This is a genomic window from Acidimicrobiia bacterium, from assembly GCA_040881685.1.
Lineage (GTDB): Bacteria > Actinomycetota > Acidimicrobiia > IMCC26256 > PALSA-555 > SHVJ01.
In genome coordinates this window covers 52,171-73,839 of the sequence record JBBECS010000019.1, presented here as the reverse complement: position 1 = coordinate 73,839, position 21,669 = coordinate 52,171, and the positions used below count along the sequence as shown (strand labels likewise).

At 67.1% G+C, this 21,669-nt stretch carries 21 protein-coding genes; 9 read left to right on the top strand and 12 right to left on the bottom strand.

Annotated elements, in window-relative coordinates; translation table 11 throughout:
• Positions 1 to 12 precede the first annotated feature (12 nt).
• Positions 13 to 1,590, top strand: a complete 1,578-nt coding sequence (locus tag WEE69_05770; GenBank protein ID MEX1144795.1) for an AMP-binding protein — start codon at positions 13 to 15, stop codon at positions 1,588 to 1,590.
• 171 nt (positions 1,591 to 1,761) lie between these two features.
• On the opposite strand, the gene WEE69_05765 is transcribed toward WEE69_05770, so the two are convergent.
• Together WEE69_05765 and WEE69_05760 are read right to left on the bottom strand one after the other, a co-directional pair.
• Positions 1,762 to 3,051, bottom strand: coding sequence for a M20/M25/M40 family metallo-hydrolase (locus WEE69_05765; protein MEX1144794.1), 1,290 nt, complete (start codon positions 3,049 to 3,051; stop codon positions 1,762 to 1,764).
• A 38-nt stretch (positions 3,052 to 3,089) separates the two neighbouring features.
• Positions 3,090 to 4,202 carry a BMP family ABC transporter substrate-binding protein gene (locus tag WEE69_05760; protein ID MEX1144793.1) on the bottom strand — a complete coding sequence of 371 codons (1,113 nt, stop codon included), beginning with the start codon at positions 4,200 to 4,202 and terminating at the stop codon, positions 3,090 to 3,092.
• Positions 4,203 to 4,757: 555 nt separating this feature from the next.
• On the opposite strand from WEE69_05760, the gene WEE69_05755 reads away from it, so the two are divergent.
• From WEE69_05755 to WEE69_05745, 3 genes are all read left to right on the top strand, one after another.
• On the top strand, positions 4,758 to 5,447 hold the full coding sequence (locus WEE69_05755) for an HAD family hydrolase (protein ID MEX1144792.1): 690 nt from the start codon (positions 4,758 to 4,760) through the stop codon (positions 5,445 to 5,447).
• A 102-nt stretch (positions 5,448 to 5,549) separates the two neighbouring features.
• Positions 5,550 to 6,962: an aldehyde dehydrogenase family protein gene (locus WEE69_05750; protein ID MEX1144791.1), complete on the top strand. Its 1,413-nt coding sequence runs from the start codon at positions 5,550 to 5,552 to the stop codon at positions 6,960 to 6,962.
• A gap of 5 nt (positions 6,963 to 6,967) precedes the next feature.
• The gene (locus tag WEE69_05745; GenBank protein ID MEX1144790.1) at positions 6,968 to 7,762 is read left to right on the top strand and encodes an N-acetyltransferase; all 795 of its coding nucleotides are present in this window, start codon (positions 6,968 to 6,970) and stop codon (positions 7,760 to 7,762) included.
• A 15-nt stretch (positions 7,763 to 7,777) separates the two neighbouring features.
• On the opposite strand, the gene WEE69_05740 is transcribed toward WEE69_05745, so the two are convergent.
• The 4 genes from WEE69_05740 to WEE69_05725 all read right to left on the bottom strand — a co-directional run bounded on the left by WEE69_05740 (position 7,778) and on the right by WEE69_05725 (position 11,426).
• Positions 7,778 to 7,981 carry a cold-shock protein gene (locus tag WEE69_05740; GenBank protein MEX1144789.1) on the bottom strand — a complete coding sequence of 68 codons (204 nt, stop codon included), beginning with the start codon at positions 7,979 to 7,981 and terminating at the stop codon, positions 7,778 to 7,780.
• A 115-nt stretch (positions 7,982 to 8,096) separates the two neighbouring features.
• Entirely contained in the window at positions 8,097 to 8,480 is a 384-nt protein-coding gene (locus tag WEE69_05735) for a VOC family protein (protein MEX1144788.1), read from the bottom strand.
• 22 nt (positions 8,481 to 8,502) lie between these two features.
• Positions 8,503 to 9,666, bottom strand: a complete 1,164-nt coding sequence (locus WEE69_05730) for an acyl-CoA dehydrogenase family protein (GenBank protein MEX1144787.1) — start codon at positions 9,664 to 9,666, stop codon at positions 8,503 to 8,505.
• A 2-nt stretch (positions 9,667 to 9,668) separates the two neighbouring features.
• Positions 9,669 to 11,426, bottom strand: coding sequence for an AMP-binding protein (locus tag WEE69_05725; protein MEX1144786.1), 1,758 nt, complete (start codon positions 11,424 to 11,426; stop codon positions 9,669 to 9,671).
• A 193-nt stretch (positions 11,427 to 11,619) separates the two neighbouring features.
• On the opposite strand from WEE69_05725, the gene WEE69_05720 reads away from it, so the two are divergent.
• On the top strand, positions 11,620 to 12,264 hold the full coding sequence (locus WEE69_05720; GenBank protein MEX1144785.1) for a hypothetical protein: 645 nt from the start codon (positions 11,620 to 11,622) through the stop codon (positions 12,262 to 12,264).
• Positions 12,261 to 12,860: a nitroreductase family protein gene (locus WEE69_05715; protein ID MEX1144784.1), complete on the top strand. Its 600-nt coding sequence runs from the start codon at positions 12,261 to 12,263 to the stop codon at positions 12,858 to 12,860. The genes WEE69_05720 and WEE69_05715 overlap by 4 nt, the downstream gene beginning before the upstream one ends.
• 10 nt (positions 12,861 to 12,870) lie before the next feature.
• On the opposite strand, the gene WEE69_05710 is transcribed toward WEE69_05715, so the two are convergent.
• Genes WEE69_05710 through WEE69_05700 form a run of 3 tightly spaced genes read right to left on the bottom strand, consistent with a single transcriptional unit; the run spans position 12,871 to position 16,051 of the window.
• The gene (locus WEE69_05710) at positions 12,871 to 13,935 is read right to left on the bottom strand and encodes a Gfo/Idh/MocA family oxidoreductase (GenBank protein MEX1144783.1); all 1,065 of its coding nucleotides are present in this window, start codon (positions 13,933 to 13,935) and stop codon (positions 12,871 to 12,873) included.
• A 60-nt stretch (positions 13,936 to 13,995) separates the two neighbouring features.
• Entirely contained in the window at positions 13,996 to 14,931 is a 936-nt protein-coding gene (locus WEE69_05705; GenBank protein MEX1144782.1) for an NAD(P)-dependent oxidoreductase, read from the bottom strand.
• 4 nt (positions 14,932 to 14,935) lie between these two features.
• The gene (locus WEE69_05700; protein ID MEX1144781.1) at positions 14,936 to 16,051 is read right to left on the bottom strand and encodes a hypothetical protein; all 1,116 of its coding nucleotides are present in this window, start codon (positions 16,049 to 16,051) and stop codon (positions 14,936 to 14,938) included.
• A 44-nt stretch (positions 16,052 to 16,095) separates the two neighbouring features.
• On the opposite strand from WEE69_05700, the gene WEE69_05695 reads away from it, so the two are divergent.
• Together WEE69_05695 and WEE69_05690 are read left to right on the top strand one after the other, a co-directional pair.
• A complete protein-coding gene (locus WEE69_05695) occupies positions 16,096 to 17,283 on the top strand; it encodes an amidohydrolase family protein (GenBank protein ID MEX1144780.1) in 1,188 nt (395 codons plus the stop codon).
• Between the two features lie 17 nt (positions 17,284 to 17,300).
• Complete coding sequence (locus tag WEE69_05690) at positions 17,301 to 18,806, top strand: AMP-binding protein (GenBank protein MEX1144779.1); 1,506 nt, start codon at positions 17,301 to 17,303, stop codon at positions 18,804 to 18,806.
• Here the strand turns inward: WEE69_05690 and WEE69_05685 are convergent.
• Genes WEE69_05685 through WEE69_05675 form a run of 3 tightly spaced genes read right to left on the bottom strand, consistent with a single transcriptional unit; the run spans position 18,803 to position 20,803 of the window.
• Positions 18,803 to 19,438, bottom strand: coding sequence for a TIM barrel protein (locus tag WEE69_05685; GenBank protein MEX1144778.1), 636 nt, complete (start codon positions 19,436 to 19,438; stop codon positions 18,803 to 18,805). The genes WEE69_05690 and WEE69_05685 overlap by 4 nt on opposite strands.
• A 10-nt stretch (positions 19,439 to 19,448) precedes the next feature.
• The gene (locus WEE69_05680; GenBank protein MEX1144777.1) at positions 19,449 to 20,360 is read right to left on the bottom strand and encodes an SDR family NAD(P)-dependent oxidoreductase; all 912 of its coding nucleotides are present in this window, start codon (positions 20,358 to 20,360) and stop codon (positions 19,449 to 19,451) included.
• Between the two features lie 8 nt (positions 20,361 to 20,368).
• A complete protein-coding gene (locus WEE69_05675; GenBank protein MEX1144776.1) occupies positions 20,369 to 20,803 on the bottom strand; it encodes a MaoC/PaaZ C-terminal domain-containing protein in 435 nt (144 codons plus the stop codon).
• A 68-nt stretch (positions 20,804 to 20,871) separates the two neighbouring features.
• On the opposite strand from WEE69_05675, the gene WEE69_05670 reads away from it, so the two are divergent.
• Positions 20,872 to 21,609 carry a helix-turn-helix domain-containing protein gene (locus tag WEE69_05670; protein ID MEX1144775.1) on the top strand — a complete coding sequence of 246 codons (738 nt, stop codon included), beginning with the start codon at positions 20,872 to 20,874 and terminating at the stop codon, positions 21,607 to 21,609.
• Positions 21,610 to 21,669: the final 60 nt, after the last annotated feature.

The following is a 21,669-nucleotide window of genomic DNA, read 5'->3' as shown; positions in this document are numbered from 1 at the left end:
AAACAGGCACGGATGACCGGGAGGGATGTGATCCACAGGAGCCCACTTCCTGACGTCGAGATCCCCGATGTCTTGCTGCCCGAGCTGGTGCTTCGGCGAGCGGCCGACGTCCCGGACAAGGCGGCGCTCATCGAAGGTGTAACCGGGCGCGTGCTCACCTACGGAGAACTGGATGACGCAGTGCGGCGCCTCGCTGGCGGGCTCGTCGCGCACGCGTTCGCGCCGGGCGACGTCGTGGCGATCATGGCGCCGAATTCTCCCGAGTACGCGGTCGTGTTCCACGGGGTGGGTTTCGCTGGCGGGGTGGTCACCACCATCAACCCGACCTACACCGAGGCCGAGGTTCGTCATCAGCTAGAAGACGCCGGGCCCCGCATCCTCGTCACCGACGCCGACTGCTTGGACACGGCACTTGCCGCCTCCGCCGGCACCTCGGTGCAGAGCACCTACGTGATCGGCGACGCGGCGATCGACGGCATCCCGCGATTGGTGGCCTTGTTCGCCGATCCGGTGTCCGAGCCGGTGGACGTGCCCTTCGACGCGCCGTTCGCCATCCCCTACTCGTCCGGGACTACCGGCCTAGCCAAGGGCGTCGTGCTCAGCCACCGCGCGCTGGTCGCAGGAGTGATGCAGACGCTCGCTCCGTTCGCGCTGCGTGCTGACGAGAAGATCGCTGCCGTTCTCCCGTTCTTCCACATCTTCGGCATCCAGGTGCTCATGAACGCGCCCATCACCGCCGGCGCCACCGTGATCACGATGCCTCGCTTCGCCTTGCAGCCGTACCTCCAGTTACTCCAGGACTTCGCTGTGACACGGGCCTTCGTCGCGCCACCGATCGTGGCGGCACTCGCCAAGGATCCGATCGTCGACAAATTCGACCTATCAGGTCTTGAGCAGGTGTTCTCGGGCGCGGCACCACTGTCGCCTGGCCTCGCCGGTGAAGCGTCGGCGCGTCTCGGCTGCGAGGTGGTCCAGGGCTACGGCATGACCGAAATGGCGCCCGGAACACATCTGGGGCCAAATCGAAGCTCCAAACCCGGCTCAGTCGGAGTCACCGCACCGAACAGCGAGATCAAGGTCGTCGATCCCGTGACCGGGGACGCGATGCATGTTGGGGAGGACGGTGAGGTGTGCATGCGCGGTCCCCAAATGATGACGGCGTATCTCAACAACCCGCGAGCGACCTCCGACACCATCGACGAACACGGCTGGTTGCACACGGGTGACATCGGCCACGTCGACGATGACGGTTATCTCTACGTCATCGACCGTCTCAAAGAGATGATCAAGTACAAGGGGTTTCAGGTAGCGCCAGCCGAACTCGAGGCCGTTCTGCTCACCCACCCCGCAGTCGCCGACGCCGCCGTCATCGGCGAGCCAGACGACATTGCCGGCGAAGTGCCCGTCGCATTCGTCGTGCTCAAAGAGGCCACCACGGCCACCGAAGACGACATCGCCGAGTTCGTCGCCACCCGCCTCGCCCACTTCAAACGCCTCGCCAAGGTCACGTTCACTGACAAGGTGCCCAGATCAGCCTCGGGCAAGATCTTGCGCCGACTGCTGCGGGACCAGGCCAGACCACCAACCTGAAGTTCCAGATGGTGGGACCGTCAACCCTTGCCTCTATCGAGCAGCGCTTGCTCGGGCTTGATTCGCGCCGCGACACGACCGCAGCACCTGGTCGCGCGTCCTCCATCCTTAGCTGGACGTCCGGTCGTGCCGTGCAGTCGAGCCAGAGCGACGCAAATCTGACTCAGACCTTCATGCACACATGCGAAGTGCTGTCGCGGTATAGATCCGTGTAGCTGCGAGCAGGTCTTCGACGCTAGTCGTATGGGGTATCAATTCCGTACGCCCATCGCGCTCAACCAGGACAGCGCCAATTCCAAACTTGACTGCCGGTATACCGACCTCGTTATAGATGTTGGTGTCCGTCCACATGGACGTCATCATTGGGGCAATGGTCTTGAGTGTCGCACCCGTGACGCGTTCATGAGCGTCGGCGATTGCCTCGGCGATGGGCTCGATACCTTCACCGACGTAGCCCTGCTGCGAGACGTAGAACTCGACTCTCGCGTCAACGCTCGCAACGTCAACCACCGCTCGGAACTCGCGCATTGCCTCGATTGGCCGCATTCCGGGGGGCATCCGAATATCGACGTAGATGCTGCACCCAAGCGGTGCGACCGCGACCTTGAACGGCACACCGCCCGAGATAGCTCCGATGCTCACACGCGGGTGGATCTCACCAGCTTCGAATCGAAAGACATTGCGCGACTCGAACTCCATCGCCCATGTTTCGATTTCGCCGATGAGTTGGGTCATCTGAATGATCGCGTTGTCGCTGTCTTTCGCATCGATTGCCCGGCGCGTAAACGGCGTGTACAGCGGCCTGCCGGCCGTCGAGACCTTTGCGTACACAACACCGCATTCGGCCCAGGTCAGGCCGAAGTGCGACCCGTCGGCCACCACCGCGTAGTCAGACACGACACCGTGCGTCAGCAGGTGACGAGTACCCACGCCTTTCGCACGGTATCGACGCCCTTGATATTGGTCGATCGGTGCGACACCCATTTCGCCACACACACCCGCAATGATGACGTCGCCGTGCAACTGCACACCGCTGCGGTGGCATGCGACGGCGGCACCCATAATCGCCGCAAGCCCGCTCTGCATGTTGTCCATCCCCGTGCCGTACAGGATGCCGCCCTCCCGATGCGGCTCCATGAGCTCGTCGGGCTGACCTGCAACCCCCGGTGCAGCAAGTTCATGAGGAATGGGCGCACCGGTATCGAGATGTCCGTTGAACATCAACGAGGTGCCGCTTGCTTCGCCCGGAACGACTCCAACCGCGTTCACACGCCCGTCTTCAACCTCCTGCGTGAAGGCATGGACTCCTGCGGCGCGCAACCACGAGACGATGAACTCGCCGACCTCACCCTCTTCACCCGTAGGACTCGGAATCGCAGTGAGCTGGAGCGCGAGATCGCACAGCTCATCCTCGTCAATATGGGCTAACGCAGCCGTGAGCCGGTCTTCGTGAGTCTGCATCGCATTCCAATTCGGTTGGAGCCGTTCCGAAGCGTCGCTCAGCCTTGTTGCGGAATCTCGCCGATCACACCTTCGACGAAGATCGTAGTGATGACGTCAAATTCCGCAAACTGACCCTCAGGCACGAGGACCGAGCCGTCTTGCGCCGTAATCGGTCCGGCGAAGACGACAAGCGTTCCGTCGGCAATCTCGGCCTTCTTCGCCTTGATGTCCGCGACGACGTTCTTGGGGATGGTCCCGACATGGAACGCCACGAACTTGTCCGCGATCGTCCCGAGGTAACCCTGGGACTCCCACGTCCCGTCGATGACCGCCTGTGCCTCCTGAAGGAAGTAGTGACCCCACTTCAGATACGGGGCTCCGACATAGGTCGAAGGTCCGAAACTCTTCACCTTCGGGTCGTCCGCCCCGTTCCACGGGATGTCGTTCTCTTCGGCGACGGATCCGACCGACGGCGATCCCGACATCTGGGCCAAGTAGTCGATGCCGTCATCGAGGAGCGCCTCAGCGGCTTGCTTGTCCTTGATTGCGTCCTCGAACGCGTTCGTGAAGACGACCTGGACAGTGGCGTCCGGGTTCACCGAGCGCGCACCGAGGGTGAAGCCATTGATGTCAGAGATGATGCTTGGAATCGGAAATGGCGCAATAACGCCCAACTGTCCTGACTCGCTGGCGTCCGCCGCGGCGATGCCCTGCAGGTACCAACCCTCGAATCGAGCGCCGTAGAAGGTGCTCAGGTTGTCAGCCGTCCGGAAGCCGACTGCGTGCTCAAATTTCACGTCTGAGTTGTCAGCCGCGACCTCGAGCAACTGATCGCCATAGCCGAAGGAGTTGGCGAAGATGAGTTCGTAGCCTTCGTCAACGAGTTGTTCGAAGGTCGGCAATGACCCTGGGCCTTCAGGGATGCTCTCGACTGCCTTGACCTCGGCGCACGGCAGCTTCTTACGCATGTAGTTCTCGCCGACCTTCTGACCATGTTGGAAGCCGGGCGTCTTGGTCTCGTTGTCGTACACGAACGCGACACGAACACATGGCTCTTCGCCCGCACTTGCGACGCCGGCGGCGAAGGAGCTTCCGAGCACGCTCGCGAGTGCGATGACGATGAGAACGGAACGGGACCGCGCTTTACCGACGTTTGGCAGACATTGCATGTTGAACTTCCCCCCAATGAGGACAATGTCGGCCCGCCCTCGTGCTCAGCCCCACCTCGTCTGCAGGTGGCCGCTGATCTCGAGAGCCCTCGCGCGGTGCCACGGCTGCATCAACAGCGCTGACTGTGTGGCGGGTGCGGCGTCTCGCTCACTTGCCGCCGCCACAGAGTTGTGGTGTTCCACGACCACGCGCCCTCCCCTGACGGTGGCCACGCCCGGATTGCCCGAGGTCGCAGCCACGGCGGGAGTCCTATCACGAAAAATTCGCGATCGCAAGAGGCCCGCCATATGCCCGCCCGGGTCCGTGATCGTCATTTGGGACGTCCACGTGGCCCCAGCCATTACGAATTGGCTCGCTCCTAGGGCACCGCTTTGATCAGGCAGCGCTTCACGGGTCCTCGTCCCAGCGGGCCGGGCCGAGCTGTCGTATGCCATCCCTAGACTTGCCTCGCGTCATCGCCGCCGCCTCGCTCGATTGGATGCTGATTGATGCGACAGCAACTCCGCGGTGACCGAGCCTCTGACCAGGACAAACGCCCCCTAGACCTTCAAGCCGTGCTTCTCGACTTCTACGGGACACTCGCACACTCGACGCAGTGGGTGGCGGTCGACGATGTACTCGCGCAGCACGGCGTCGAGATGTCCGACGAGATCCGGCGGCGGTTCTGGCAGGGCGAGCTCGACGGGATGGAGCACCTCGAGCACTCACGGAGCCGAGACCACTACGTCGCGTGGCAGCAGCAGCGTCTGCTCGCGATGCTCGCAGAGACCGACCTGCACCCCGGCGAGTACGAGATCGTGCGCGACAAGCTCCGCGCCGGCAACGAGCAGCGAGCGCTCGAGGCCTATCCCGAGGCGGTCGAAGTGCTCGGCGCGCTGCGAAACCGTGGCCTGCGCCTGGCGATCTGCTCCAACTGGGACTGGGACCTCGCGGAAGCCGTGGAGGAAGCCGGCCTCACCGACACGGTCGACGTGGTGGTGTCGTCGGCGTGGGCGGGAGCCCGCAAACCGCACCCGCGCATCTTCGAGCACACGTTGGCGAAGCTTTCGATCGAGCCCGAAGCCGTGGTGTTCGTCGGCGACACGTGGGGCCCCGATGTGATCGGCCCACGGGCGTTCGGGATGCGCTCCGTGTACCTTCGACGTGAGGGTCATTGGCCCGACGACACGGCGCCCGGGGAGCTGGATGACGAAGGCGTCACGATCGGCCCCGACCTGCGCACCGTGCTCGACGTGATCAGCTAGCCAGAGGTGAGCGCCCGCCCCGCAGGTACTCTGCGGGGCAGCGAGCCGGGGCCCGAGTGGCCCGGCGCGCAGCGCCGAGAGCGGAAATGAAGGAGAGTCGGTATGACCACCACGATCTCTCGCCCGGACACCCCTGCAACCCCGAGTCTCGACGCACCCGGGCTCGTAGCAAGGCTGCGCAAGGTGTTCGCCTCGGGGAGCACGCGCCCGTACGAGTGGCGCCGCGACCAGCTCCGCGCAATGCGACGGATGCTCGTCGAGCGCGAGCCCGAGCTACGCGACGCGCTCGAAGCCGATCTCGGGAAGCCGGCAACCGAGACGTACGCCACTGAGGTCGGCTTCCTGATCGCGGAGATCGACTACACGCTCAAGCGACTGCGCCGCTGGATGCGACCCCATCGGGTCGGTACGCGCCTCGTCACGAAGCCGTCACGCGGCTTTATCATCCGCGAGCCGCTGGGCGTAGTGCTCGTGATCGCGCCGTGGAACTACCCCGTGCAGCTCGCACTCGCTCCCGCCGTGGGTGCGATCGCCGCGGGCAATGCTGTCGTCATCAAGCCGTCCGAGCTCACGGCCGAGACGTCGGCTGCGCTCGCCCGGCTGATCCCGGAGTACCTCGACCCCGAGTGCATCGCCATCGTCGAAGGCGGCGTGTCCGAGACGACGGCGCTGCTCGCCGAGCGATGGGACCACATCCTCTATACGGGGAACGGTACCGTCGGCCGGGTCGTGATGGAGGCGGCAGCCAAGCACCTCACGCCGGTGACGCTCGAGCTCGGCGGGAAGAGCCCGACGATCGTCGACGAGACCGCCGACCTCGAGGTCGCCGGCCGGCGCATCGCTTGGGGCAAGTTCCTCAACGCCGGCCAGACCTGCATCGCACCCGACTACGTGCTCGTGACCAAGCCCGCGGTCGACCGGCTCATCGAGCACATGCGGCGAGCGGTCTTCGACTTCTATGGGCCTGACCCGAAGGCGAGCCCCGACTACGCGCGCATCATCGACGACCGCCACTGGAAGCGACTCTCGGGCCTGGTCGACTCCGGCACGATTGCTCTGGGCGGCGAGCGAGACGAGGCCACGCGCTACTTCGCACCCACCGTGCTGCGCGACGTGGCACCCGACTCCCCCGTCATGCAGGACGAGATCTTCGGTCCCGTCCTGCCAGTACTGACCGTCGACAGCGTGGACGAGGCCATCGCGTTCGTGAACGAGCGCGACAAGCCGCTGGCGCTGTATGTATTCAGCAAGTCGACCGCAGTCGCCGACCGGGTGCTCGAACAGACGAGCAGTGGCGGTGCGTGTGTGAACGCCACCATGTTCCACGTCGCGGTGCCCACGCTACCGTTCGGTGGTGTCGGGCCGAGCGGCATGGGTGCCTACCACGGCCGCTCGACGTTCGAGACGTTCAGCCACGCCAAGAGCGTGCTCCGCAAGGGCGTCCGCCCAGATCCGGCGCTCGCGTACCCGCCGTACACGAGCACCAAGGACAAGCTGCTCCGCAAGTTCCTGTAGCGCCGATGAGTGAACGACTCCCGGACGGCTGGGGTCCGTCCACACCCCGCAACGACACGCTCACTCGCGAGTTCATCGAGGCGTATGCCGACCTCGTCGAGGCGCTCGGAACCAGCGCGGGCAACGCGACGGCGCGGACCGAGGACTTCGTGGCGCTCGACAGCCACTCCCCGTTCCCGTTCCTCAACCTTGCCGTTCCGCTGCGCCCGATCGTCGACACCGCCGATCCGATGCTCGACGACATCACCGGGTTCTTCGCGCCCGACGACGAGAGCACACCCTTCCTCATCTACAACGCAACGCCGATGCCATGGCTCGGCGAACGCGGCTGGGAGCTCATGGGCCACCCGCCACTGATGCTGCGTCCAGCCGGCCCCGCGACCGTGCCCACGCCGCCCGGATTGGAGATCGTCGAGGTCCGCGACGACGGCATGCTCGAGCAGTTCGACCGCACGATGGCGGAGGCCTACCCCGTCCCCGAGATCCAGGGCCGGCGAAGCTTCCACGCGGGCTTGCTCGAGCTGCCCGGCTGGCACATGTGGCTCGGCATGATCGACGGCGAACCCGTCGGAACGTCGGCCGCGCACGTCAGCGACACGCTCGTCGACGTGGAATGGATCTCGGCGATGCCGAGCGCGCGCGGGAAACGTGTCGGCGAAGCCCTCACTTGGGCGGCAACCTGTGTGCAGCCCGACCTCCCCGCGATGCTGATCGCGAGCGATCTCGGGCAACCGGTCTATGAGCGGATGGGTTATCTCCGCCTGTCGCGCTTCACCCTCTGGATCGGCAAGCGCGCCTGACGGGAGAGAGCGGCGCTAGCCGACGAGCTTGACGTTCTGCGCCTCTTCGCCCTTGCGACCCGGGCCCACGTCGAACTCGACGCGCTGGCCCTCCTCGAGGGTCCGATAGCCATCGCCCTGGATCGCGGAGAAGTGAACGAACACGTCGTCCTCGCCCTCTCGCGCGATGAAGCCGAAGCCCTTCTCGGCGTTGAACCACTTCACGGTGCCAGTTGCCACGTTGGTCGCTCCCTTGCTGTGCTCGCGAGGGAGCATCGCAGACACACCCTCACCTATCGGTACGGCGCGGGACGATACCCGGGAGCGGGGCCGGAGCAAAGCGGAGCGAGTGCGGCTAGGCGGCGTAGGCGCGGAGCTCGACCGTGTTCCCATCGGGGTCACGCACGTACAGGCTCGTGGCCATGCCCTGGGCGCCGAAGAGGCCGTCGACCGGGCCGGCGCCGACAACGTCGAAGCGTCCGGAGGCTGCCAGCGCGCTGAGATCGGTCGGCTCGATCACTAGGCACACGTGGTCCATGTTCGTACCGGACCGGTCGGCCGGGAAGAGGTCAATGATGGTGGTCTCGTTGATGCGCACGGACGGAAAGAACGTGTCTCCCCGTCGCCACTCGTCGACACGCACCGCGTCGAGACCGAGCTCGTCGCAGTACCAGGCGAGCGAGCGCTCCACATCCGCGCAGTTCAACACGATGTGATCGAGCCCAGTGACTCGGACCATGCCGCCAACCTATCCCCGGCCGTCAGCCCCGGGGCAGGCCGAGGATGCGCTCGGCGATGATGTTCTTCTGCACCTCGGACGTGCCGCCGGCGATGGACGCGGCCTTGCTCCAGAGCCACTGCCGCTGCCAACGGCCGTCGTCGGGCACATCGTGCGCCCCGCGCCACAGCGGCGACGCGTCGCCGCAGAGGTCGAGCGCGCGCGTCGACAGGTTCTGGGTCATGTCGGTCCACGCCAGCTTCACCCACGACGACTCCGGGCCCGGCTCCTGCCTGCGGGCGAGGCGAGACAGGGTCCGCCAGTTGTGGAGCCGGAGCACGCGTAGCTCGACGAACGATTGCGCAAGATCGTCGCTGGCCACGATGTCGTCCAGCAAGTCACGTTCGCGCGCGAGGGCGTAGAGATCGTCGAGGTAGACCTCGTGCACGACCTGTTCCTTGAACGGGAACGCCGTGCCGCGCTCGTGCGCCAGCGTTGTGTTGGCGACCGCCCACCCCTGGTCGAGCGCACCCACCAGATGCTCACTGGGCACGAACACGTCGTCGAAGAACACCTCGTTGAACTCGGCCTCGCCGGTGATCTGCACCAGCGGTCGCACCTCGATGCCGTCGGCTTCCATGTCGATCACCAGGTACGAGATGCCACGGTGCTTCGGCTGCTCGGCGTTCGTGCGCGCCAGGCAGATGCCCCAGCGGGCGAACTGTGCGTAGCTCGACCAGACCTTCTGCCCGTTGAGCACCCATCCACCCTCTACGGGCGTCGCCTTGGTGGACAGCGCCGCGAGGTCGGAGCCCGCGCCCGGCTCACTGAAGAGCTGGCACCAGAGCTCGCGGGCGTCGAGGATCGACGGCAGCCATTGCATCTTCTGCTCGTCGGTCCCGTGGGCGAGGAGCGTGGGCCCGGCGAGGTTGATGCCGACCCGATTGACGGGTTGCATCGCGCGCGAGCGCGCGTACTCCATGTTGTAGATGGCAACCTGGATCGGCACCGCGCCGCGTCCGCCGTACTCGTGGGGCCAGTGGATGCCGATCCAACGGTCGGCCGCGAGCTTGGCCTGCCATCTTTTCCCCCACTCGATCTCTTCTTCGAGCGAGGCGAAGGAGGGCGGAAGATCCAGGTTGGCTGCGAGCCACCCGCGGATCTCCTCCGCGAACGCGCGCTCCTCGTCGGTGAAGCTGAGGTCCACCCTTACAGGTCCCAGAAGCGCTCGCGGCCGTGCTTCACGAACGACTCGCGCAGTGCAGCCTCGTCGGCGCCCGTGAACGGGCGGTAGACGGCTTCGCCGCGGTTGCGAACGAACAGCTCGTCGCTCCCGGTCCGGTCGGATCGGAACTTCTGGTGCACCAGCGTGCGCTTGACGATCTTGTTGGTCCCGGTCGTGGGCGGGTGGTGCATCACGCGCACGTAGCGCGGCCGCCATTTGGGTCCGATGGTCTCTTGCGCGTCGATCCAGCCGGAGAACTCGTCGGCGGCGAGCGTGGCACCCTCACGCAGCACGAGCCCCGCCATCACCTGGTCCCCCGCCTGGTCGTCGGGCACGCCGTACACCGCGGCAAGCACGACGTCGGGGTGTGCGGCGATCGTGTTCTCGATGGGCTGAGCCGGGAAGTTCTCACCGTCGACGCGCAGCCAGTCGGCGTTGCGGCCCGCGAAGTAGAGGTACCGGTCGGTGTCGAGGTAACCGAGGTCACCGGTCCAGTACCAGCCGAACCGGAGCGTCTTCTCGTTGGCCGCGTCGTTGTTGTAGTAGCCCTCGAACGGCCCGGCACCGGCGGTGTTGACGATCTCGCCGACGCAGTCCTCGGCGTTGACGAGCCGTCCGTCGGCGTCGAGTTCGGCGCGCGGGAGCTCCTTGCCCTCCTCGTCAACCACTTGCACGTTCTCGCCCACTTGCCCGAGCGCACCCGAACGCTCGTCTGCGTCACGGTTCACCGCCACGCCGCCCTCGGTCGCGCCGTACGCGTCGATCACGTCGACGCCGAAGCGGCTCGAGAACGTGTCGACGATCTCGGGTGACCCCTCGTTGCCGAACGCGACCCGCAGCGGGTTGTCGGCGTCATCCGGCTTCTCGGGCGTCGACATGATGTACGCGAGCGGCTTGCCCGTGTAGTTGAAGTAGGTCGAGCCGTAGTGACGGATGTCAGCGAGCCACTGCGATGCGCTGAAGCGCCGCGCCACACCGACCGACGCGCCGAGCACGATCGACGGTGCCCACCCGACCATGAGCGCGTTCGAGTGGAACAGCGGCATGCAGATATAGCCGACGTCGTCGGGGCCGAGGTCCATGATGATCGTCATGCGGTTGCCGGTGACGAGGAAGCGCCGCTGCGTGCAGATCACGGCCTTGGGCGCATCCGACGTGCCCGACGTGAAGATCAGCCCCCAGAGCGTGTCGGGACCAGGGTCGATGCCCGGGTCGGTGGTGCCGACGGCGCTGAGTGCGGCGTCGAGGTCCGCGCCGAGCTTCGGGGCGGGATCGTCGGCGTCGGGGTAGCGGTTCGACACCAGCAGTTCCGGGAGACCCTTGGCGATCGGCTCGAGCAACGGCGCGTGGCGTGGCTCGGTGACGACGAGCCCGCAGTGCGTGTGCTCGATGTCACGCAGGAGATGCTCGTCGCGTCGAGTGTGGTTGACCCCGACGACTGCCGACCCGGAGAGCGCCGCGCCACCGAGCGCGAACAAGTAGTCGGGCGTGTTGTCGAGGAGCACGCCCACATGCAGCGCTCGGTCGGGAGGCTTGCGGTCGAGGAAGAGGTTCGCCCACCGCATCGACTCGCCGACGAACTCGGCGTGGGTCCACACGCGGTCGCCGAACTTGACCGCCGGGCGGTCACGCAGGCCGGGATCCTCGGCGTTGCGACGCAGGATCGCCGCCGCGTCGGTCGCCGGCATCGGCGCCTCGCCGGGCGCAGGGACGGCGCGATCGCGCAGCTTCTCGGCTGACACGGCCGTCAGGTTATCGGCAGTGCGTCAGACGGGTTCGACCACAACGACCGGGATCTCGCGGGCGATCGCCTTCGCGTGGTCGACCCCCGAGCAAGTGACGCTCGAGTCGAAATACGGAACCTCAGCGTCACTTGCTCGTTGGGTTGGGGAGCCTGCGGGCGCGCTGCCAGGGCCTTTCGTAGACTCGGCGGGCATGGAAGATCGGAACACGGCTGCGCTGTATCTGGAGATGACCGACACGCTCTCGCCCGACGAGTACGCAGCGAAGCGGGTCGACGAGGTGCTCGCCCACCCCGGTGTCGACCGTGCCACCTGGTGGATCAACGTGCATCGGGACCGCACGGACCTGCCGCGGGTGCTGCCCGAGTTCGACACGCTCGGTGTGTACGAGGTGGACGCTGCGTTCAGCGCGCCCGACACGCCCGACGGGATCACCGGCCACCACTTCCGGCGTTATCCCCGGCCCGGCCAGGGCCGCCTCACGGGGAAGCCAACCGTCGGCCTCTCGCTCGTGCTCATCAGCCCGACCACCTCCGACCAGGCACAGTCACTCCGCGACTGGGGCGATTTCGTGCACATCAACTGGATCGCAGCCGTCGCCGTTCCTGGGTACTCGATGATCACGCCGTACGAGAATGTGACCGGCGGCGACCCGCGCTACATGCACTTCTACGAGATGGACACCGAAGACGTCGAGAAGACGTTCAAGAGCATGACCCCACTCGTGGAGAAGCGCATCGGCAAGATGGGCTCTGATGAGTTCAAGGAGTGGGGCTGGCACGACGCGTTGCGGATCATGTACGTGAACAGCTTCCGCCGCGTTGGCGAGCGCGTGTGAGCGACTTCTTCGACCTCGTCCACCACCAGCGAGCGCACCGGCGTTTCACGGACGAGCCGGTCGATGACGCCGACGTGGCGCGTCTGCTCGATGCCGCGGTGCACGCGCCGAGTGCGGAGAACCGTCAGCCGTGGGAGTTCGTCGTGGTGCGCGATGCCACGCTGCGCTCCAAGCTGCTCGACCTTGCCGAGCAGGCATGGGAGGGCGGCGGGCGCGAGTTCGCCGAGGCGCGGCTGCCGGCCGGTCTCATGGCCGACGTGGAGCATGGCATCGGCGGTGGCGGCTACCGCGATGCGCCGGTGCTGATCGTCGTGGCCGCCGACATCGAGCGCGGCCTCGAAGTGACCGTGCCGTCGTCGATCTTCCCGGCGACGCAGAACCTGCTGCTCGCGGCAACCGCGCTCGGCCTGGCCTCGGCGTTGACGACGATCTCGATGGGCTTCACCGAGGATCTCCAGAAGATGCTCGACCTGCCCGCGCACGTCGTGCCCCAGGCCATCATCCCGATCGGTCACCCCGTCAAGCAGCTCGGCCCGTCCAAACGCGATCCCTACGAGGGGCACACCCACCGCGACCGCTACGGCACCAGCTGGTAACCGCGACGCGCTAGAGGGTCACGGTGGCGCCGTCGTTGGCGGACGACTCTCGAACTGCGTCGAGCACGCGCATCTCGGCGACGCCGTCGGCGAAGGTCGGGATCGGGACCGCGCTGGTCACCGACCGTCCCTCGACGCCGGCGCGCAGCACCTCGCAGAGGCGGGTGAACGGGCCGAGCTCGAGGTGCGTGAACCGGTGACGGGGGTCGTCGCTCTCGGTCGGCGGTGGTGGCAGGGCCAGGTCGTCAGGCACCGCGAGCTCACGCACGCCGTTGGCATCGGCGAGCATCACCGTGGCGCCCTCGTGCCAGATCGTGCCGTGGGTGCCGGCGACCCGCGTGATGCCGGCCATGGGCCCCCAGGTCGCGGCGGTCTGTTGGAGCACCCCTTCGACGCCCGACGCGAGGCGGAAGCGGATCGTGAACGTGTCCTCGGCGATGTCGCGGCGCTGCGACGTGATGCTGAGACGGGCGCTCACCGCGGCGAACTCCCCCAGCCATACGCGCACCATGTCGACGACGTGTGAGCCCGACGCACCGAGCCACCCGCCGCCGGACCCTGGGTCGAACCACCACGGCGGCGTACGGGCCTCGGGATCGGCCACGAGCGGCACGTACTGCACGAGCGAGACGAGTCGCGGCTCGCCGATGCGCCCTTCGGCGATGGCGCGCATCGTGACCGCGCGCTCGGGCGCCCAGCGGAACTCATGGCCCACGAGATGCGTCACGCCCGCGCTCTCGGCTGCGTCGAGCATCGCCGACGCGTCGGTGGCATCCATCGAGAACGGCTTCTCGCACAGCACGTGCTTGCGCGCACGCGCGGCCGCGATCGCGATGTCAGCATGGGTGTGTGGCGGCGTGGCGATGGTCACAGCCTCCACGCCGGGGACGGCGAGCGCCGCGTCGAGATCGGTCAACCCACGTGGCACGCCGAGGCGTTCGGCCCGGCGGGTGGTGCGCTCCTCGTCCCGACCAACGAGCGCCTCCACCGTGAAGCCGGCACCGCGCAGCGCGGGCGCGTGGACACGCACACCGAACCCAGTGCCAACGACGACCGCCCCTGGCTTCGCTCCCACTCCGCTACTTCCGCTTCGCTCCATCCGCTCCGTTCGCTCCGCAGCCGCACCCGGCATGGCTCAGTAACCCTCGTCGAGGTCGATCACACCGTCGAGCGGCTCGCCGTCCACGTAACGGCGCAGGTTCGCCGCGAACGACTCGAACATACGGGCGGTGGCGTTGGGTGACGACCATGACACGTGCGCGCTGAGTCGCACCTTCGGGTGCGAGTACATCCAGTGCCCCGCGGGGAGCGGCTCGGGGTCGACGGTGTCGAGGCTCGCCATGGCCACCCGGTCGTCGTCGAGCGCGGCGAGCAGCGCGTCCTGGTCCACCAGGCTGCCCCGGGCGATGTTCACGAGATGCACGCCAGGCTTCATGGCGGCGAACGCGTCAGCGTCGAGCAGGTGCCTCGTGGCCCCGGTGCCGGGCGCGGCGAGCACGAGATGGTCGGCGCTCGCCAGGAGGTCACCGAGATCCGTGACCACTTCGATGCCCGGGTCACTCGCGGGCTTCGCAGTACGGCGGAGAGCGCGCACCTTCATCTCGAAGGCGAGCGCACGGGTCGCGACGGCCATGCCGATGCCACCGAGCCCGACGAGGCCGAGGGTCTTGCCCGCGAGCTCACCGAGCTGCGCGAGGTTCCAGTGCTCCGGCGGCTCGGCGAGCCAGGACTTCGGGAAGTCCTTCTCGAACGCGAGCATCCCCCCCAATACGAACTCGGCGATGGGGATCGCGCTCACACCACGCGAGCACGTCACGGTCCGGCCTTCGAGGAGGTGCCGCGGCCACGAGTCGATCCCCGTGCCAGGCAGATGCATCCAGCGCACGCCGAGATCGTCGAGGTGCTGGACGAGCGGATGCCCGTGCCACGCGGCGAAGAGCACCTCGCCCTTCAGGGCGTCGAGGTCGAGATCGTCCCCCCACGGCACCGGCACGATCTCCACGTCGGTGACGGCGGCGCGGGCCGCGGCAGCGGCCTCGTCGCCCATCATGTTGAGCACGCGCAGGGCCATGGTCCTACTGCTCCTCGAACTCCGGGAGCGCGCGGCCGGGTCGACCGTCGGTGATCCCGACGATGTAGGAGTCGAGCCACAGCTTCAGCAGAGCATTCGCGGTCGCGGCCTTGCGACCAACCGCGACCTTGCCGTCGGCCGCCGCCTGGACGCTCGCGAGCGCAGTGGCCTGCACCGTCTCGAGGAATGCCGACGAGATGTCGAGCAGCTGCTCATAGGCCTCCTGCGAGAAGCCCTGCACGTTCAGCAGCCCGTCCCACACCATGCGTCCGCGCGCGATACCGGCTTCCTGGAGCGACGGGATCCGATCAGCGAGGTCGGCGTACCTCCCCTTGCGGCCCGCGAGCTTCACGGCGATCGGCTCGAACGTGCGCAACGCAGCCAGGCGGTTGACCAAGTAGCCGCACGTCAGCGGGGCCAGCGCTGGATTCGCCGGGCAGTCGATGAAACCAGGCGGTGTCGACAGTCCGACAGGGGGCGCGTCGACGATCTGGAGCAGGTAGCCCTCGTTGTATCCGAAGGTGTCGATGAGGCCTCGCTCCGGCTGTTCGGGGTCCTCAGGATTCTCCTTGTCGAACAGGCTGTCTTCGTTGTACTTCAAGACCTTGCCGTTGGAAGCCCGCGCCGCATCGAGGATCGCGTCCGCGTCACTGACGTTTTTGGCGAAGCCCTCCTCATCCTGCGGACTGCTGAAGTTGGTGAGTCCGGCGTTGTGTCCGGTGCGCGACAGCTCACCGCGCAGCCACACACCACCGAAGTACCCGGAGAGGTGGAACAGCCACAGGTACGAGCCCATCGGTAGCTCGTCGCCCGGGTTCGCGGTCGCGAACGCCCGATCGAACAGAGTAACGGGCACGTACGAGAACAAGAAGCGCGTCATCACGAGCGCGTCCGAGTCCTGTGAGCGCTGGTACTTGCGCGCCAGCGAGTTGAGCAACTTGGGGGCCTCACGCATCGTGGTGCCGTCGAAGAACGGGTACTCGGGCACGACCACAGTCAATCCCCCACCACCAACCAAACCTCCGAGCGGCAGACGGCTGATGCTTGGTGCGACCGCGGCCGCGAAGCCGAGCCCGGCGCCCCGAGCGAGCACCTGTCGCCTCGTCAAGTCCTTGTCCATGGACTCCCCCTGCCCCAGCCGAACGGCTGGGGCAGTATTGCAGAGTGGACTACCGGCTCTTCGACGCCGACAACCACTACTACGAGCCGCGCGACTGCTTCACGCGCCATCTCGAGCCATCAATGCGCGACCGCGCGATTCGGGTGGAGACGGATGCCGACGGGAACGAGATCGTGCTCGTGGGCGATCGCTCCTTCACGTTCCTCGCCGACCCGTTCTCGAGCACGGTCACGAAGCCCGGGGCGCTGCGCGACATGCTGCGCGCCCTGAGCAGCGGCAACTTCGAGGAATCCGATGCAGTGGAGCCCCTCCAGCCGCAGTACGTGGAGCGCAACGCACGCCTCGCGCGCATGGACGAGCAAGGGGTCGAGTCGATCCTGCTGTTTCCGACGCTCGCCGTGTGCGTCGAGCACTTCATGAAGGACGATCCCGATCAGCTCTACGCCAACTTCCACGCGTTCAACGAATGGCTCGACGAGGATTGGGGCTTCGACCACGAGGGTCGGATCTTCGCCGTCCCTCTCCTCTCCCTACGAGATCTGGACAAGGCGGTCGCCGAGCTCGACTTCGTCCTCGCGCGTGGCGCGCGCGTGGTCGGGCTTCGTCCGGGGCCGGCGTTCGGTCGGTCGCCCGCCGATCCCCACTTCGATCCGTTCTGGGCCCGACTCGACGAGGCGCGCGTGCCCGTCGCGTTCCACATCGGCGAGTCGGGCTACAACGAGATGACCGCGCCGTTCTGGGGCGAGGGGGCGAACCCATCCTCGCATCGCCAATCCGCGTTCCAGTGGACCACGACGTACGGAGACCGGCCGATCATGGACACGTTCGCCGCCTTGGTGTTGCACAACCTGTTTGGGCGGTTCCCGAACGTGCGTTGCTTGAGTGTGGAGAACGGGTCGCTCTGGGTGCCGTACCTGCTCAAGGTGATGAACAAGATGAACGGGATGGGTCGCAACGGCCCGTGGCTCGGTGGCCGCATCACCGAGCGGCCCAGCGACATCTTCAAGCGGCACGTGTACGTCTCGCCGTACCACGAGGAAGACATCGTGGCGCTGACCGAGACCATCGGCGTGGGTCAGGTGCTGTTCGGGTCCGACTACCCGCACCCCGAGGGGCTGGCGAACCCCGCAGAGTTCGCGGAGCGACTCGACAGCTTGGACGATGCCGACGTGCGGCGCGTCATGCGCGACAACCTGGCGTCCTTGTTGGGCGGCGTCACCGCGCCCGTGTGATCCAACCTCGCACACCCTTGGACGAACACGGGTTGGTTGCCCCGACGGAGCGGCCGGAGATCCCAGACGGCGCGCCTCAGAGCATCGCGGCCGTGCTCGACCGTGGTCTCCGTGAGCACCCGGACCGGGAGGCGCTGGTAGGTCGCTCCGGTCGCGCCACCTACGCCGAGCTCGACCGACTCGTGAACCAGGTCGCGAACGGGTTGGCGAGCACGGGCGTGCAACCCGGTGATCGGGTGGCGGCGTGCCTGCCCAACGACGCGCCGATTGTGGTGGCGTTCCTCGCGTGCATGCGGATCAGTGCGATCTGGGTGGGGATCAACCGCGTGCTCGCGCCACCTGAGCGGCTGTACCTCCTCGACGACGCCGCAGCCTCGCTGGTGCTCGAACCCGAAGGCGAGTGGCTCACGTGGCTCGAAGCGGGTGACGGCGAGCGGCCGACGTTGAAGGTGGACCCGTTCGCGCCGGCGGCGATCGCGTACACGAGCGGCACGACGGGCTACCCGAAAGGTGCGGTGCACAGCCAGCACAACCTTCTGCTGCCCGGTGCGGTGGCACGCGCCCGAGGTCAGTACGACGAGGACGATCGCTTCGGTGTGATGCTTCCGCTGACGCTCCTCAACCTGATCGCGCTGGGGCCACTGCTCGCTTACCAAGTGGGCGGCACCTGCGTGGCGATTGACCGCGTCGACGCGGCCGGCCTTGCGGCGTGGATACGCGACGAGCGCGTGACGACGTTCGCCAGCGTGCCGGCGATCCTGCACGATCTGCTCACGCATCCAGAGGTGCAGACCGACGACCTCGCTACGCTGCGCACACCGGGCGTCGGCGGCGCCGACTGCCCCGAGGCGTTCCGCGAGCTGTACCGCGAGCGCTACAGCGCCGAGGTCACGATCGGATACGGACTCACCGAGGCTCCGACGGCCGTGACCATGACTCGCCCCGACGAGGCACCGGTACCGAACAGCGCGGGGCGTGCATTGCCGCACGTGCGGATCGTGGCGATCGACGACGACGCCAAAGAGCTCCCGGCCGGGGAGGTCGGCGAGCTGTGTGTGGGACCGGCGCTCGCGGGCCCGTTCGCCGGCGTGTACACGCCGATGCTCGGCTACTGGAACCAACCCGACGCGACTGCGGCGGCGCTGTGCGAGGGCGTGCTGCACACCGGCGACCTTGGATACCTCGACGACCAGGGCGAAGTGTTCGTAGCCGACCGACGCAACGACCTGATCATCCGCGGCGGCGCCAACGTGTACCCCGCCGAGGTGGAACGGGTGATCCACGAAGACCCTCGTGTCGCCGCATGCGCGGTCGTGGGCAAGCCGGATGAGCGTCTCGGCGAGCGCGTCGTCGCGTTCGTGCAGGCCGCGCCGGGCGCGGCACTCGACGTGGCTCAGCTCAGAGCCCGCTGCGAGCAGAACCTCGCGCGCTACAAGGTGCCCGAAGTGTTCGAGATCGTCGAGGACTTCCAGCGCACCTCGATGGGGAAGATCAAGAAGGGTCCGCTCCGGGAGAGGCTCTAGGCGGCAAGCAGGGGAAGCAGGTGGGTCCGGAGATCGACGGCCCACGCGACGGGATCGTCGAGACCCCAGCCGTGCTCGGGCAGGTCGAAGTACTCCACCGACAGACACCCTTCGTACCCCAGGTCGTCGAGGCGACGCCGCACCGCAACGAAGTCGACGACACCACTCGGGTCGTCGATGTGCACCTGGGTCGAGCCGGGCTTGCCCTGGCGGAGTTGGATGTGATCGGCGTACTCGAGCATCTCGAGCGCGTCGCCACCCCAGTCGGAGACGTGCCCGGTGTCGACGAGCAGCCGCAGTCCCGGGACCTCTTGCATCATCGCCCTGGCTGTCTCGAGCGAGTTCACGACGGAGCCCGCCCACGGCTCGAGCAGCGCTCCCGGTGACCGCGCGAACCACCGGACGGTGCGTTCCCACATCCCCTCTTCATTGCGGGGTGCGGGCGTCGTGCACCAGCCGGGTTGCGGCTTCGGGTACGCCGTCGGGCAGCCGACCGGGAGGACGAGCGACGCCGGATCCACCTCGACGTTCACGTCGATGTGCTCGAAGCCCAAGTCACGAGCGCGCTCGGCCCGCCGGATCGGATCGCCCTCTTTCCAGAACACGACGTCCACCACGCCCAACCGATACACGGCAGGAGTCCTACTTCTGCTGCTTCTCGCCCGAGTACTCCATGCCGGCTGGCATCACCATGCCCACGTGCTGGAGGTGCTGACCGAGAACCTGGTCGAAGTGATCCGCAACCTGCTCCGGGCTCCATCCACCGTCGCGCCACATGAACGCGACCTGCTTGGGATGCTGGAAGATCGTGTAGGCGTAGTCGGTGCGTCCGAGGATCTGCCCGTTCACGTGCGCGGCGCGCTCCGACGCGAGGAACGCCACCAGCGGCGCGTTGAGCGCAGGATCCTGCTCCGGAGGGGCCGTGCCGCCGGAGCGCTCGAACAACGCTGCGGTCATGCGAGTGGCGCCGGCCGGCGCGACCGCGTTCACGGTGATCCCGTACCGGCCGAGCTCCATGGACCAGATGAACGTGAGACCCATGAGCGCAGCCTTCGCTGCGCCGTAGTTCGTCTGCCCGAAGTTGCCGCGCAGTCCAGCCGACGACGTGATGTTGATGATCCGGCCGTAGCCGGCTTCCTTCATGATCGGCGCCGCGTGGCGGGCACAGTTGAAGGACCCCTTGAGGTGCACCTCGAGCACGGCATCGAAATCGGCTTCCGACATCTTCACGAGCGTGCTGTCGCGCACGATGCCAGCGTTGTTGACGAGGATGTCGAGCCGGCCGAACGAGCCGACGGCGGTCTGCATGATCCGCTGGGCCCCGTCGAAATCGGTGACCGAGTCGTAGTTGGCCACGGCCTTCGATCCGAGCGCCTCGATCTCCTTGCACACCTGCGCCGCCGGGTCTTCCTCCGTGCCCTGGCCGTCGAGACTCACGCCGACGTCGTTGACGACGACGCTGGCGCCCTCACTGGCCATGCAGAGCGCGAACTCGCGGCCGATGCCGCGGCCCGATCCGGTGACGACTGCGACGCGCCCGTCGAGCAGTCCCATCCCGGCGGTCAGGCGACGACGGCCGTCGCGGTGCCGGTGAGCACCTCGACACCGTCCTGGTTGGTGACGGCGCACTCGACGTCGACGAGGCGCTCATCGCCCTCCTCGCGCTTGCCGGTCACCTTGGCCGTGCACGTGAGCGTGTCACCCGGCCAGACCTGCTTCGAGAACCGCATCTGGAAGCGGCGCAGCGCCTCCGGCCCGAACCAGTCCTTGAGCAGGCGGGCGAGCAGGCCCGCGGTGAGCATGCCGTGACCGAAGACCGACGGGTTGCCCATCTGTGTGGCGATCGTGTCGTCGTGGTGCATCGGGTTGAAGTCGCCCGACGCGCCCGCGTACCGCACGAAGTGAGTGCGGGTCAGCGGTCCTTCGGACAGCGGCGGAGCCTCGTCGCCTTCCGAGAGCGAATCGAACGTCGGGGCTTTGGATGCAGTCGTGGTCATGGCGACGGAGCGTATCGCGAGCCTCCGAAAGGTGACACGCCCGTCAGGCGCCACCTAGTTTGCGAGCCGTGGCGGACCGGCGGGCAGGGACACCCGCCCGCAATCGCGAGTTGCGGGCGCGCGGGCAACGGACGCTCGAGCGACTCCTCGAAGCGGGGGCGGCGGTCTTCGCGGCCCGCGGCTACCACGCCGCACGCGTGGACGACATCGTCAAGGCAGCCGAGACCTCGCACGGAACCTTCTATCTGTACTTCTCGTCGAAGGAAGACCTGTTCCACGCCCTGGCGGTGGACGTGGCGGAGTCGATGGTTCATCTTGCCCGCGAGCTCCCCGATCTCGCTCCTCATGGTGGTGGACTCGATGGTGACGGGTTGGCCGATGACGCGTACCGCGACCTGCACGAGTGGCTCGGGCGCTTCCGCGAGCTCTACGCGAAGCACAGCGCAGTGATCCGTTCGTGGACCGAGGCCGAGATCGTCGACAGTGAGATGGGGAAGGTCGGCGGCGACCTCGTCGCGCAGTTCTCCCAGGAGCTGGCCACCCGGCTCAAGGTGGCGGCCCCGGAGCTCGACCCCGGGATCGCCGCGCTTGCGTTCGTCGGGATGATCGAGCGATCGAACTACTACCTCGAGACCCGCCAGGTGCGGGTCGAGGCCGACGAGATGGTTGCCACCCTCGCCCGGGTCCTGCACGCCGGCATCTTCGGTGCCGCGGCCCGAGAGGACCACCTCCGACGTCCCACCGCGGGGGGACCCGAAAGGGCCCGCCCGCGGTCTGGCGCGGCTCGGCCCCGGCTATATTCCTGACACCATCGTCAGGCCACGAGGGCTGAACCCTCATCCCGAGGGCCCGAATCAGGGGGGAAC